Raw genomic sequence first — 13,321 nt, 5'->3', positions numbered from 1 at the left:
TAGGGCTAGAGACGGGATGTGGCAGGGGCGTGGCAATCTGCCGGGATCTGCTCGGATCAACGGCAATTCGGGATAGGTGCGCGGATTTTCTGCAGGATGACGCTCTTTTCGGTAACTTCATCACCTGTCGAAACGCCTCTCCTCAAATGCTGCGCACGCGTGCGGGCGTGCCGAAGTCGCATTCGAGAGCGGCCCGGTCCCAGCGTCCGGCATCGGCCGCCGCCGCGTAGGTGGTGGAGAGAAAATCGAGCAGCATCGCATCGGGATCGGGCGCCCGGCGCAGCACGTCGTAGCGCAGGATGAACTCACCGAGCGCCGGATCGAACTCTGCGCCCGCCGGCAGTGCCGCATCGCGAAATCCCGGTGGCTCGGGATAGGCGTAGGAATAGAAAGCGGCCTCGGGGTAGACATCGCTGCCAGGCCAGAAACCTGCGCTCGACACTTCATGCGAGTAGGCCTCGCGCGTCACCGCATCCGGCAGGCCGGGCACACCGCCGGGATGGTGCGGCGCCTCGCGGCCGGAGAAGCGCGTGACGGCAAGATCGAAGCTGCCCCAGAAGAAGTGCACCGGTGAGACCTTGCCGAGAAAGCCGCTGCGGAACAGCTTGAACACCCGGTCGGCCTGCACCAGCACGCGCCAGAAGCGATGAGCGGCATCGGCGTCGTAGGACGCGTGCTCATGGTCTTCTGAGAACCGGATGGGGTTCTGCACCTCGTTCGGCATCTCGTTGATCGAGACTCTGATGCCGATCTCGTTCAGAAGACTGAAAAGCTCCGCATGGAACGCCGCGACGCTCTGCGGCCGGAGCGCCAGCATGCGCTCGTCGCCGCGGCTGGTGCGCACGAGCAGGCGATGAGCGATGAAGTCGAACTCGATCTCCAGGACCTCGCGGCCGAAGGGCACGGGCGAGGTGGTCAGGCCGCGCGCGGAGACATAGAGCGGCACATGCCAGCCGTGATTAAGCCAGGGCGTGAGCGCGAGCCGGACCTTGCCGACGATCTGCGTCCAGAGCTGCAGAGTCGCAGCGGTCTCGCGCCAGGCAGGATAGGAGAGTTCAGGCCAGCCACCGTCGTCCATGAAGCACCTCCAGGCGGAGCGGGATCGCGGATGGGGAGCATAGCCGAACGATCGCAGGCTGGTCAGCACAGCCTGCGATCACGTTTTGTCATGCGGCCGGGCGCAGGCCCGTCAAGGCTGCAGGAATCTCGATGTCGACTTCGAGGGTCGACACGGAGGCGCCCCGGTCCATCTTGATCTGCACCTTGTCCTGCGGCACCGCCAGGTGCTTGGCGATCACGGCCATGATCTCCTCGCGCAGGATGGCCACGAGATCGGACTCGCCGCCGCCCACGATGGTGCGCTCATGCGCCAGCAGGACCTGAAGGCGCTCGCGCGCCACCGGAGCGGATGTCGTGTTTTTCTTGAAGAAGCTGAAGAGATTCATGCGGCCCTCCTGGCGAAGAGTTTGCTGAACAGGCCGCGCTGCTTCTGCACCTCGACCAGCGTCTCGCCCTGCAGCTTGCGCACGGCATCGAGATAGGCACGCGCCGGCGCGGAGTTCGGGCTGCCGAGCGTCACGGGAGCGCCGAGATTGGAGGAGCGCAGCACTTCGGTGCTCTCCGGAATGATCGCCAGAAGCGGGATCGACAGGATCTCGAGCACATCCTCGACCTTCAGGATCTCGCCGCGCTGCGCCCGGGCCGCGTCATAGCGGGTGAGCAGCAGATGCTTCTCCACCTGCTCGCCATTCTCCGCCTTCAGGGTCTTGGAATCGAGCATGCCGATGATGCGATCGGAATCGCGGATGGACGACACTTCCGGGTTGGTCACCACGACGGCAACATCCGCATGGCGCATGGCGAGCGTTGCGCCGCGCTCGATGCCGGCCGGGCTGTCGCAGATGATCCAGTCGAACTTTTCGCGCAGGCCCTCGATGACGCGGGCGACGCCTTCGTCGGTGAGGTTGTCCTTGTCGCGGGTCTGAGAGGCCGGCAGCAGGTGCAGGGTCTCGACGCGCTTGTCGCGGATCAGCGCCTGCTCGATCTTCGCATCGCCCTTGATCACGTTGATCAGGTCATAGACCACCCGCCGCTCGGCGCCCATGATCAGGTCGAGGTTGCGCAAGCCGACATCGAAGTCGATCATCGCCACCTTCTGCCCCGACTGGGCCAGGGCCGCACCCAGGGCGGCCGTGGAGGTGGTCTTGCCGACGCCTCCCTTGCCTGATGTCACCACAAGAACTTTCGCCATCCTTGGTTCTCCTACCCTTCAAGACTGTTGTTGCGACGGCATCACCAGCAGGTTCTCCGGGAAACCGCAGAACATGTTCGGAGAGCGGAGGCGGATCGAGCTGTCGCGATTTCTTACGCAACGGAATGAAATCTATTCGGCGCCCGTTATGGTTACCGGACGGTTAAGATTTCGGGCAAGAGGTGCGATTTTCGGCGGAAAACAAGGGTTTTTGCCAAGAACCTGCTCCTTCCGAACGGGCAGGAAGAACCTCTGATCAAGAAAAAGGGCGCCAGAGGCGCCCTTTTCGTTTGTGTTACACTCTGCTGTCAGTTTGCGGCGGCTCTCCATCGGGAGCTGAATTTCGAGCCCACCTGCCAACGCTTCACCTCGTCTTCGGAATCCTCGCACGGGAGTGTCATCGCGTCCCGCAAATACGAGAATTCCGCATCGACGACGGCCGCCAGCAGGAAGCAGACCTCGTCCCGCCGCCCCAAAGGCCTGTTCTGAAGCACGAACTCGGCTCGGACGATGACCGCCTCCACCTTGCGCCTGTTCCAGTCCGCATCGCCGAAATCTTCGACAGCGTAGGTTTTGGTCTCAAGCTCCCAGCGGTCGCGAATGGCCTGCTTGTACTCGCGAACGAAGCCCGGGAAGATTTCCGCAGCCTTGCCGGAGACTCCATCGCCACGTTTGTCGCCGCTGGCCTTCACCTCGGCGATGAAGGTGTCGACGATGCCGGAGATCCGATCCTGGGCGGCTCGCGCGAAGGACCGGTTGCGCGCTTGCATATCACGCTCGATATTTTCGCGCTTCGCAGCTTCGTCGAGCGCGCGCTGCTTGAGGATGGTGGCCTCCTGCTGGAGTGCTTTGCGGGCCTCTTCCTCCTTGGCCATGGTGTTGGCCATCTGATTGGCCTCCGCCTGCAGAACAGCCTTGATTTCCAGCGGATCGACCCACATCGGGGCAACGACATAGTCGAGACGCTCGCGCTTGAGAGCCTTGACGATCTCCGCAAGATCCGTGGCGGAAGCGTAGATCGCGTTGCACTTTCGGGTTTGGAAATCCGCGAAGGCGTCGTCGAGCGACGTCTTGGCGAAGGTGATGGCGTCGGTCGAGACGTTGAAGACAGTGCTTGTTTTGCCCAGCACGGCAATCCGGTGCGCCTCGGGATCGTCGAAAACGGTCTGGCAGATGCGCCCCTGGCTTGGATTGGTGAAGACCAGACCGAAGCCAGAACTCTTTCCGTTGAGGATCTGGGCCTCCAGGGCGGCCGAGCTCAGGACCTCGTTCTGCAGCGCCCTCACGACCTCCGGGCCTGGAATGGACGCTAGGCGACCGAAGGTCGTCTCTACCTTGCGGACGACAGACGTGACATAGCCCGGCGCCTGCGACAGAAGGCCGATGCGCTGGAAGACGATGACGTCGTAGCCCTCCATGCCGTTGATCGGGCACGCCTCCTGGGCGATGCGGACGCCCTGGACATCCAGTTCCTGCCGCTGGATCTGCGCCATGGTCAGGCGCTCCAGATCCTTGATCCGCTCGATGCTGCGATCCTGAGCGAAGCAGATCGACGGGTTCCGGTCCTTGAAGACCAGATCGCCCTTCAGGCTCTTCACGATGCGGCCGGAAGCCGTGTTGTAGAGGAAGATGAGTTCCTCGTTATCACCATCGATCAGGAAGCGCGTGCGCTCGGTGATGCCGAGCTGTCGGGCGAGCGCCGTCTGTGGATCCTCCGTGGTCTTCGGCGTGTTCTTCTCGGTCCACGCGACCATGACCGACTGATAATCGTCCTTCAGGTTCTTCGTGTCGATGAAGCGGGAGAACTCATTGTTGGCGCGGTTGAGGCCGTTGAGACTGCGCTCCTTCAGGGCCTTGGCAAACTGCTCGCCAAACTTGGTGAGATCAGCGGTGTGCGGAGACAGGATGTTGCCGGCTACATAGGACTCGATGAAGGTGACGTTCTTGCTTGCTTCCAGAGCTGCTTCGGAAATCCGGCGGTCGAGGGCCTGCTGACGCTCGTCGGCAAGGCTCTTCATGAACACGCCGAAAGTCGCGTCGTTCTTGAAGAAGGCTTCGAGCGCTTTCCTGCCCTTGCGCGCCTCTGCGAGATTCTGGGAATTGACTGCCGCCTTGGTGGAAACGGCGGCCTTTGCGATCTCCGCGAGATTTGGCGGGCTGCCGCCTGCGGCCGTCCTGTCCTTCAGATATTGCGAGATGTCGTTCAGGAAATCCGCGATCTCCTGCATCTCCTTGCTCTGGCCCGATGCCCCACCGGCCGCAGCTTCGGCTTCGGCCTGCTTGAATCGGTTATAGAATTCAACCGGAACCCGCTGCCAGTTCGCCGAGGCCGAAGTCTTGCAGTAATGATTTCCGTTATCGGCCTTCGCGCAGGTGCGGAAGCCGTCGAGCGAGAATTCCTGAGCGAGGGAGGGTGAGAGGAGGCCGTAGAGGCCTCCTCCGATCAGCACCGCCGTCGTCAGGCGACGCGGAAGGCTCAAGCGCATTCGGTGCGTTCCTCGGTCGAGGGCTTGCCCTGGAAGGTGATCGTCTCCTGGAAGGTTCGGCAGGTCTTGCCGTCAGGCATCTTGTCGACCTTGATCGAGCCGGTCGCATCTTTGCTCTTCCAGGTTGTGGTTGAGCCAGCGGGCTTCCTCACTGCCGTCGTGACAGCCTGCTGGCGCTGAGCCTTCGATTGGGCATCCATGTTCGCGAGGATCTGCCCGAGAACCGCCCCGACGAGGGCGCCGGCAATGATGCCGCCTGCCTTGCCTTTACCGACCGCCGCCCCAACGGCCGCACCGCCGGCGCCGCCTATGAGCGCGCCGAAAGGATTCTGCTAAGCATGAGCGGGAGCAACGGTCCCGAGCGCCAGCGAGAAAGCAATGAGAGATGTCGTGATGAATTTACGCATACAGGCCCCCTTATGTGTTTTTGTGCCTAAGTTCAGCCTACATCTTGCCACTTAGTCGACACAATAAGGAGAACCCGAGGTTGCACCTCTTTTCGTGCAAACCCATCGTGCCGCCATGCATAGTTGAGCAGGCAGCGCCATAAGATGTAACGGCTCAGACCGGAGGCGTGGTCAGCCATGCCCAGGCATAGGCATGAAAAAGGCCTCACGCCTTAACGTGAGGCCCAGCCGTTCTTACCGACCGTCGCGCTTCAACCCGCCTGAATCCGCGCCGCCTGTCTGGGCGCCTCCGGTGCCGATGGAGCCTGCGGAGGCTGCTGGTCCGCCAGCCGGCAGGGTTCCTCCCGGCTGCAGCGGAGTCGAGAGCCCTGAGGGGGCACGGGGCGGGTGGGCCGAGGAGAACCAGTTGTCGTCGGAGGGGCTGCCGCCGGGCGCCGGCGAGGTGCCGCTGCCCGCGCCGTGCAGAAGGGCATCGTCGGCCTGGGCCTGCCCCGCCTGACCGCTCATCCGGCCGGAGGAGCCTGAGGCCCCGGCTGCCGAAGCGGCGCCGGCGCCGGCATATGTCCGCACCCCGGAGGCGCCCTGCCCCATGCCGCTGCGACGGGAGCCTTCGAGGCTGCGGTCGATGACGCCGCTCTCGAGCGGGAATGGCGGCTGCGGACGGCGCGGTGCCGGACGGACGGAGCTGTTCTGCCGCGAACCCATGGACCCGGACCGGTTCATGCTCCACAGCAGGGCTCCGGCACCCACAGCCAGAACGCCGGCAAGCGCGCCGAACACGGTGCCGGTGGGCAGACCATAGCGGCTCGGCATCATGGCCTGCGGCATGTGCCAGCGGCTGGATTCGTAGGATGCGATGCGCTCGCGCTCGTAGTCCCGCTGAAGGCTCTTGAGTTCGCCGGGGGAGAAGACGCCGCGGGCGACGATCATCACGCCGTTCTCCTCGAGGGTGAAGGCATGGCGGATGGAGCCGGTCAGGTCCTTGAAATCCATAGCCCAGTCATGGCTGTTCTTGTCGGGCCGGGCGGCGAGTTCGTCGACCTGGCGCAGGATCTCGTCCTGCTTGCGCTCGAGATCGGCCACATAGCTGGCCGTGCGCTCATGATGGGACAGGGCGGGATAGAGCACGTTCTGCTGCGCCGCGATGTGCCGCTCCAGCTCGTCCTGGAGATCGTCGAACAGCTCAGAGCGGCTGTTCGGGCCCGTGCCCGTGGCCTTCAGAACCTCGCGGCAGAGCTCCTCGATATTCGCGTGATCCGACACCACCATTTGCCATAGGTCCATGGGAAGCCTCCTCTTGAGCCTTTATCTCGATCAGGAGGAACGGCTTGGGCGGGCGGCTGTTCCGGCGAGAGCGGGTGTTTGCGCAGGGCTCATCCGATGGGGCTAAGGGAGCGCAGCGGCCCGGGCGCTCGCGGGATTGCCCGGGCCGCACGCAGCTGCTCCTAGCCGGGAACCCCGAAGCCGAAATCGTCCGCCCGCAGCTTGGCGAGACGGATGTCCTCGATCGTGATCGTGGCCTCGAAGCCGTAGGTGATCACGACATCGTCTCCCGACTGCACCGCGTAGCCACCTTGGATCATCGCTTCGAAGGTTTCGAAACCGTCGGCCTCGATGATGATCGTGTCCTCGCCCGGCCTGAAGTCGGTCACGCGATCACGGCCGCCGCCCCTGAAAAACGAGAACGAGAACTCGTCGTCGCCCGGGCCGCCCTTCAGTACATCATTGCCCGCGCCGTCGAAGATCAGGTCGTTGCCGCTGCCGCCATCGACAGTGTCGTTGCCGAGCCCGCCACGGATGGTGTCTTGGCCGTCGTTGCCGGCGATCCTGTCGTTGCCGGCTTGACCGTGGAGATCGTCGTTGCCGCCGCCGCCCTTGACGGAATCGTTGCCGGTTCCGCCGAGAATCGTATCGCTTCCCTGCTCACCGCGCAGCTCATCCTTGCCGTCTCCGCCGCGGATCACGTCGTCGCCGCCGCGGCCGAGGATCTTGTCGTTGCCATAGCCGCCGAACAGGTAGTCGCCGAAGCTGCCGCCCTTGATGTAATCCTTGCCGTTGCCGCCCCAGATCCAGCCCTGCCCTGTCCTCAGGAACAGGTTATCGTCCCCGCCCGCACCGGAAAGAAGGTTGTACTGGGCCGTACCGCGCAGCGTGTTGTCGCCGCTTGTGCCGCTCAGCACCACCGGCTTCACATCTTCAGGCAGCCAAAGCCCATCGACGCGGGCAATGGCATCGTTGTCGTCGCTGATATCGGCACCGAGCGAGGTAATGGTGACGTTCGGCCCGTCGGCGCCATCGAAGACCCTGACCAGCAAGGACGGAAGAGGTTCTCCGGCCCCGCCGATCGTCAGCCTGATGCTGGAGAGAATTTCAGCCTCGGTATAGTCTCCAACCCGTGGCTGCTGAAAGAAGAAGTCGAGTCCGGGCGTGGTGCCGGACAGTTCGAATTGAGTGCCGCGCGGATAACTGTTGGCAATCGCGAGGGCTTCACCGGAAAGCGACAGGTAACCGGTGATGAGCTGACCTTCCTTGTAGCCGCCTACATTCGCTCCATAGATCGGATCCAGAAAAGAAAGATCGCTCAGATCCTGGTTCTGATAAGCGCCTTCGACGCCACCGTAAAAAACATAACGCAATGTCTGCGGTGAAGTGGACATGTGATCTCCGTTCAAAGGAGAGACATGGGCGCCCTGCGTTGATACGCGATTTACCTCAGCTGATGGTTCTTGTTGTGGCAGTCGGCACACCCGTGTTTCTCAGGAGCCCCATAACCTTGTCTCAGCCAAATGTAAGACTGTATAGGTACTCAAATGGATTAACCTCCTTTTTGGGCAATTCAGGTGCCTCTTTCGGGTTTGAGCTGAGATTTTAGAACGAACCCTGTAAAAGGCGGATCACATTCAGAGAAGAATCGGTGACACCAGCATGAGCCTTCCGCTCTCCCATCCTCAACTGCCCACCTATGACGACGTCAAAGCGGCCGCCGGGCGCATCGAGGGCGTGGCCCACCGCACGCCGGTTCTCACCTCCCGCACCGCCGACGAGCGGACGGGAGGAAGCCTGTTCTTCAAAGCGGAGAATCTTCAGCGCGGGGGCTCCTTCAAGTTCCGCGGCGCCTACAATGCCATCGCGCAGTTGTCTCCGGAGGCGAAGAAGCGCGGCGTCGTGGCCTTCTCGTCCGGCAACCATGCCCAGGCCATCGCCTATGCCGGGCAGCTTCAGGGCGTGCCCACCGTCATCATCATGCCGCAGGATGCGCCGGCCATGAAGGTGGCGGCCACGAAGGGCTATGGCGGTGAAGTGGTCATGTACGACCGCTACACGGAGGACCGCGAAGCCATCGGGCGCAGGCTCTCGGAAGAACGCGGGCTCACCCTCATTCCGCCCTACGATCATGAGGATGTGATCGCCGGCCAGGGCACGGCCGCCAAGGAGCTGTTCGAGGAGGTCGGCCCTCTCGACATGCTCTTCGTCTGCACCGGCGGCGGCGGTCTGCTGGCAGGCTCGGCGCTCGCCACCAGGGCGCTCTCGCCGGAGTGCCGCATCTACGGCGTCGAGCCGGAGGCTGGCAACGACGCGCAGCAATCGTTCCGCTCAGGCAGCATCGTGAAGATCCCCGTGCCGGCCACCATCGCCGATGGGGCGCAAACCACCTATGTGGGAGCCAAGACCTTCCCGATCATGCGCGCGCTCGTCGACGACATTCTCACCGTGTCGGACGCGCAGCTCGTCGAAACCATGCGTTTCTTCATCGAGCGCATGAAGATTGTGGTGGAGCCCACCGGCTGCCTGTCGGCGGCGGCAGCGCTGAACGGACTTGTGCAGTGCAAGGACAAACGCGTCGGCATCATCATCAGCGGCGGCAATGTGGACCCACGTGCGTTGGCGGGCTTCCTGGCGGGGTAGAGCCCACTACGCTTTTCCAGTGGTTTGACGGAGATAGATGAATCACTCCTCGTCATCCCCGGACTTGTTCCGGGGATCCACGTTTTCCGTCGCATCCCTTTCATAGACCTCCTCAGGATGAGGGTGGAGAAAGCCTGAACGGATGCAAAGACGTGGATGGCCGCAACAAGTGCGGCCATGACGGGATAGTGTCGGTTTATCTTTCCGACCGCACCAGAACCGCCATGCCGTCGTGATCCCCGGTGGTGAACTTGGGGTCGTCGATCAGCGCATTGCCGAGATTGACGAAGCCGCTCACCTTGTAGGCGGTGCTGCGATCAAGCCTCTGTGTGAAGTCGTCCCGCGCCCGGTTGAACGAGCCGTATTGATGCGGCGGGTCGCGGAAGGGATCGACCTCTTCGCGGCTGAAGGCGCCGGTGAACAGGTATGCCTGTCCGAGCACATGCGGCCCGAAGATGCGGCCGTGATCGTTGCTGACCTCGAAAAGATCGTTGGAGAAGGCGTCGTCCCTGCCTTGCGGCAGTTGAGGATACAGCGTCCCGCCGATGAAGCCCCGATAGCCTGCCGAATGACCGAAGCGCACGGGATAGCCCGCGCGAGCGGCGGCGGCGAGCAGTCTCGCCTTTGCGTCCTCCGCGCTCGCAGCGCCCTCATCGACGACAATGACGTTGATGGGCTCGCGAAGGTTCTTGCCGCGATAGACCTCGCCGAGCCAGTCGGACGGAAGGCCCTTGGCCGTCAGCATCCATTTGCCGATGGCAGGCAAGCCCTCGGGCGTTACCACATCGACGTCCTGCTGCGCCTTGACCCATGGTGCGGCCATCAGCACGGCGCAGAGAACAAGCGCTCGGAAGCGGCTGCGTCTCATTCGCTCCCCTGATGCCGATTTCCTCAAGGATCAGGAGAGCACGATTGCGATCAGCAGGCCAGGGCTTTTCAGGATGATGTTTTGACCGCAACCACAGCGTAACGATGCTGCGTCGCACGCTCAAAGCCTTTGAGCAGCGGCAGGTTCTTGGCCTGCGCGCGATGAATTGGCTTGAGGTTGCGATCGATGGTGACCTGCGCGAAACCGGCCTCGCGCAGCAGGCTCGCCACTTCGTGGGCGCGAGCGCCCTTCGAGAAATACACGCGCTTCAGGATGCGCTCATGGGTTTCGCGCATGCCATTGGGGGCATGCGGAGCGCCTGCGAGTCCGGGCACCAGCTTCTCGATGAGGCGGATCATGCGCTTGACCAGCGTGTCCGACACGAAGTCGCCGTCGACGACGAGGAGCCGACCGCCAGGCTTCAGCAGAGAATGCCACTCCCGGAAAGCCGCCTTCGGATCCACCAGCGTCCACACCAGATGCCGCGTGACGAGTACGTCGTAGCTTCCCGGCTGCTCCAGAGTGCGCTCGGCATCGCCCATGACGAAGCGGATATCCGCGCCGCGTCGCGCCGCCTTGGCGCGCGCCTGGTTCAGCATCGCCTCCGACCAGTCGAGGCCGGTGACATCGAAGCCGAGGCCATGCAGCAGGTGGGAGATCACGCCGGTGCCGCTGGCGAGATCGAGCGCCCGGCGCCCTTCGCCTGAACCTAGATGGCGCAGGAACAGGTCGCGCCACGCCTGCCGCTCGCCCTCCGAGAAAATCTCGTGCCCCACCTGCTCGTCGAAGGTTGCCGCGCGTGCCGACCAGTAGTCGCGGATCTCGTCCCGGAGCGTGTAGTTCGCATTCATGAGAAGCTCGTGATGAAGATGAATTCCGGCGCTCCTCTAGGAGCAAACTTTGACGTCGTCAAACTGGAATGATTGTAAACTGCAGAATAGAATGATTTCAAACTACTACTCTACTGATTTTAACTAGATTAATTCTAAAAGATAACGCTTGCATGACCTAATGATCAAACCTAGGAGAGGCCCGCTTTCTCAACGCTTTCGAGGCGCATCATGCAACTCTCCAAACTGGTCTTCGGTGCCGCCCTGGCGCTCGTCGGGCTGCTGCCCGTCCCCTCCTCTGCCGCCGACAAGATCACCGTGACGGACATCACCGGCCGCAAGGTCGAGGTGAAGGCACCGGTCGAGAAGGTCATCCTCGGTGAAGGCCGGCAGATGTATTTCGTCGCCACCCTCGACACGGACCAGCCGTTCAAGCGCGTCGTCGGCTGGCGCGACGACCTGCAGAAGGCCGATCTCGACGGCTACAAGGATTATCTCGCCAAATATCCGCAGATCGAGAAGATCCCGACCTTCGGCGGCTTCAAGGAAGGCACCTTCGACGTGGAGCAGGCCGTTGCGCTCAAGCCTGACGTGATCCTCCTCAACATCGAGGCGAAGACCGCCACCGACGACGCCAAGCTCATCGAGAAGCTCGCCAAGATCGACATCCCGGTGGTGTTCGTCGACTTCCGCGAAAAGCCGTTCGAGAACACCGATGCCAGCATGCGCCTCATCGGCAAGCTGTTCGGCAAGGAGGCGCGCGCTGAAGAGTTCATCGCTTTCCGCAAGCAGCAGATCGATCTCGTGACCGAGCGCCTGGCCAAGGCCGATCCTGCCAAGCCCCTGGTGATGGTGGAGCGTGCCGGCGGCTATTCGGACGATTGCTGCATGTCCTTCGGCAACGAGAACTTCGGCAAGTTCGTCGAGGTGGCCGGTGGCCAGAACATGGCTGCCAAGATCATTCCCGGCACCTTCGGCGTCGTGAACCCGGAGCAGATCATCGCGGCCAATCCCGACCACGTGATCGTCACGGGCTCGAACTGGGAGCTTTATGTACCGGGCGGCGCCTGGGTTGGCGTCGGCTCCGGCGCGGACAAGGCGAAGGCCCGCGCCAAGCTCGCAGGCCTGATGAAGCGCCCCGCCTATACCGGCGTGAAGGCCGTGAAGGACAGCAAGGTCCACGCGATCTGGCACCAGTTCTACAACAGCCCGTACCAGTTCGTCGCCATCCAGGCGATGGCCAAGTGGCTGCATCCGGACCTGTTCAAGGACGTGGATCCTGACGCCACCATGAGGACGCTCTACGAGCGCTTCCTGCCCGTGCCCTACAAGAGCGGCTACTGGGTTTCCCTCACCGACAAGGAATAGGCTCTTGGCCCACTCCCCTGCCGTCGCCATGCCCAAAGGACGCGGTGCCTACCGCGTCCTCGTGCAGCGCAAGAAGCTGGTGCTTCTTGCGCTTGCCTTCGTTCTCGTTCTCTCCGTCATTGCCGATCTGGGCTTAGGGCCCGCGCGCTACTCCATGCACGAGGTCGTGCAGGCGCTGATCGGTTCGGCGGAGGTCTCGGAGCAGATCAGCGTCGTCATCTGGGACATCCGCATGCCGGTAGCCCTGATGGCCGTGGTCGTCGGTGCGGCACTGTCCGCAGCCGGCGCGCAGATGCAGACGATCCTCAACAATCCGCTCGCCAGCCCGTTCACGCTCGGCATCTCGGCGGCCGCGAGTTTCGGCGCTTCCGTCGCTCTCGTGTTCGGCGTCGGCTTCCTGCCCTGGGCCATCGACTACATCGTGTCGATCAACGCGCTGATCATGGCCATGTTCGCTGCCCTGTTCATCCATTTCATGAGCCAGCGGCGCGGCGTCACCGTTGAGACCATCGTGCTGCTCGGCATCACGCTCGTTTTCACATTCAATGCGCTCCTCGCCCTGGTGCAGTATCTCGCATCGGAGCAGGCGCTCTCCGCCGTCGTGTTCTGGACCATGGGCAGCCTGACGCGCGCCACATGGCCCAAGCTCGCCATTACCACGGCAGTGGTTGCAGTCTCGCTTCCGCTTTTCATGCGTCGTGCCTGGGCGCTCACCGCACTGCGGCTCGGCGACGACAAGGCTGCGAGCTTCGGCGTCAACGTGCGCTGGGTCAGGCTCGAGACCATGATGGTGATCAGCCTGCTCGCCGCCGTGCCCGTGGCCTTCGTGGGCACCATCGGGTTCATCGGATTGGTCGGCCCGCACATCGCCCGCATGCTGGTGGGCGAGGATCAGCGCTATTTCCTGCCGGCCTCGGTGCTGTCGGGCGCCGCAATCCTGTCGCTCACCTCGGTCATCAGCAAGTCCATCGTGCCCGGCACGATCTTTCCCATCGGCATCATCACAGCGCTGGTGGGTGTGCCGTTCCTGTTCAGCCTGATCATGTCCACCCGGAGGCGCGCATGGTAGCGACCCTGCAACTCACTGATGTCGGCGTCCGCTATGGCAAGCAGGAGGTGCTCTCCGGCGTGACCACGCCGGTGCTGAAGGGCGGCGAGGTCACCGCCGTGATCGGCCCGAACGCCGCCGGCAAGTCGAGCCTGTT

The 13,321-nt window shown here is 63.0% G+C and carries 12 protein-coding genes and 1 pseudogene; 4 read left to right on the top strand and 9 right to left on the bottom strand.

Translation table 11 applies throughout. From position 1 onward, the window contains the following. Positions 1–142: 142 nt before the first annotated feature. The 7 genes from JQC81_RS22000 to JQC81_RS21970 form a co-directional block, all read right to left on the bottom strand. Complete coding sequence (locus tag JQC81_RS22000) at positions 143–1,078, bottom strand: DUF5996 family protein (RefSeq protein WP_203273928.1); 936 nt, start codon at positions 1,076–1,078, stop codon at positions 143–145. Between the two features lie 88 nt (positions 1,079–1,166). Then, the gene (gene minE / locus JQC81_RS21995) at positions 1,167–1,445 is read right to left on the bottom strand and encodes a cell division topological specificity factor MinE (protein ID WP_203273927.1); all 279 of its coding nucleotides are present in this window, start codon (positions 1,443–1,445) and stop codon (positions 1,167–1,169) included. Further along, positions 1,442–2,251: a septum site-determining protein MinD gene (minD, locus tag JQC81_RS21990; RefSeq protein WP_203273926.1), complete on the bottom strand. Its 810-nt coding sequence runs from the start codon at positions 2,249–2,251 to the stop codon at positions 1,442–1,444. The genes minE and minD overlap by 4 nt, the downstream gene beginning before the upstream one ends. A gap of 308 nt (positions 2,252–2,559) precedes the next feature. Further along, a complete protein-coding gene (locus JQC81_RS21985; RefSeq protein ID WP_203273925.1) occupies positions 2,560–4,737 on the bottom strand; it encodes a hypothetical protein in 2,178 nt (725 codons plus the stop codon). After that, entirely contained in the window at positions 4,728–4,937 is a 210-nt protein-coding gene (locus tag JQC81_RS21980) for a hypothetical protein (protein ID WP_203273924.1), read from the bottom strand. The genes JQC81_RS21985 and JQC81_RS21980 overlap by 10 nt, the downstream gene beginning before the upstream one ends. Before the next feature lie 441 nt (positions 4,938–5,378). Next, the gene (locus JQC81_RS21975) at positions 5,379–6,428 is read right to left on the bottom strand and encodes a hemerythrin domain-containing protein (RefSeq protein ID WP_203273923.1); all 1,050 of its coding nucleotides are present in this window, start codon (positions 6,426–6,428) and stop codon (positions 5,379–5,381) included. A 161-nt stretch (positions 6,429–6,589) separates the two neighbouring features. Continuing rightward, positions 6,590–7,801, bottom strand: coding sequence for a calcium-binding protein (locus JQC81_RS21970; RefSeq protein WP_203273922.1), 1,212 nt, complete (start codon positions 7,799–7,801; stop codon positions 6,590–6,592). A 268-nt stretch (positions 7,802–8,069) separates the two neighbouring features. Here JQC81_RS21970 and JQC81_RS21965 point away from each other — a divergent pair, with 268 nt between their 5' ends. Beyond that, positions 8,070–9,050 carry a threo-3-hydroxy-L-aspartate ammonia-lyase gene (locus JQC81_RS21965; RefSeq protein WP_203273921.1) on the top strand — a complete coding sequence of 327 codons (981 nt, stop codon included), beginning with the start codon at positions 8,070–8,072 and terminating at the stop codon, positions 9,048–9,050. Positions 9,051–9,246: 196 nt separating this feature from the next. Here JQC81_RS21965 and JQC81_RS21960 read toward each other — a convergent pair whose 3' ends face one another. Together JQC81_RS21960 and JQC81_RS21955 are read right to left on the bottom strand one after the other, a co-directional pair. Further along, complete coding sequence (locus JQC81_RS21960; protein ID WP_203273920.1) at positions 9,247–9,918, bottom strand: hypothetical protein; 672 nt, start codon at positions 9,916–9,918, stop codon at positions 9,247–9,249. A 68-nt stretch (positions 9,919–9,986) separates the two neighbouring features. Beyond that, entirely contained in the window at positions 9,987–10,769 is a 783-nt protein-coding gene (locus tag JQC81_RS21955; RefSeq protein ID WP_203273918.1) for a class I SAM-dependent methyltransferase, read from the bottom strand. Positions 10,770–10,979: 210 nt separating this feature from the next. Between JQC81_RS21955 and JQC81_RS21950 the strand changes: the two genes are divergently transcribed. From JQC81_RS21950 to JQC81_RS33350, 3 genes and pseudogenes are all read left to right on the top strand, one after another. Continuing rightward, positions 10,980–12,116 carry an ABC transporter substrate-binding protein gene (locus tag JQC81_RS21950; RefSeq protein WP_203273917.1) on the top strand — a complete coding sequence of 379 codons (1,137 nt, stop codon included), beginning with the start codon at positions 10,980–10,982 and terminating at the stop codon, positions 12,114–12,116. Between the two features lie 28 nt (positions 12,117–12,144). Continuing rightward, complete coding sequence (locus JQC81_RS21945) at positions 12,145–13,185, top strand: FecCD family ABC transporter permease (protein ID WP_376772434.1); 1,041 nt, start codon at positions 12,145–12,147, stop codon at positions 13,183–13,185. After that, positions 13,179–13,321: pseudogene (locus tag JQC81_RS33350) on the top strand (ABC transporter ATP-binding protein); the annotation flags it as partial. The gene JQC81_RS21945 and the pseudogene JQC81_RS33350, both read left to right, overlap by 7 nt.

The sequence above is a fragment of the Microvirga arabica genome, assembly GCF_016811235.1.
Classification (GTDB): domain Bacteria; phylum Pseudomonadota; class Alphaproteobacteria; order Rhizobiales; family Beijerinckiaceae; genus Microvirga; species Microvirga arabica.
Note: the sequence above shows the minus strand (reverse complement) of the source record. Positions and strands in the feature narration are given on the sequence as shown.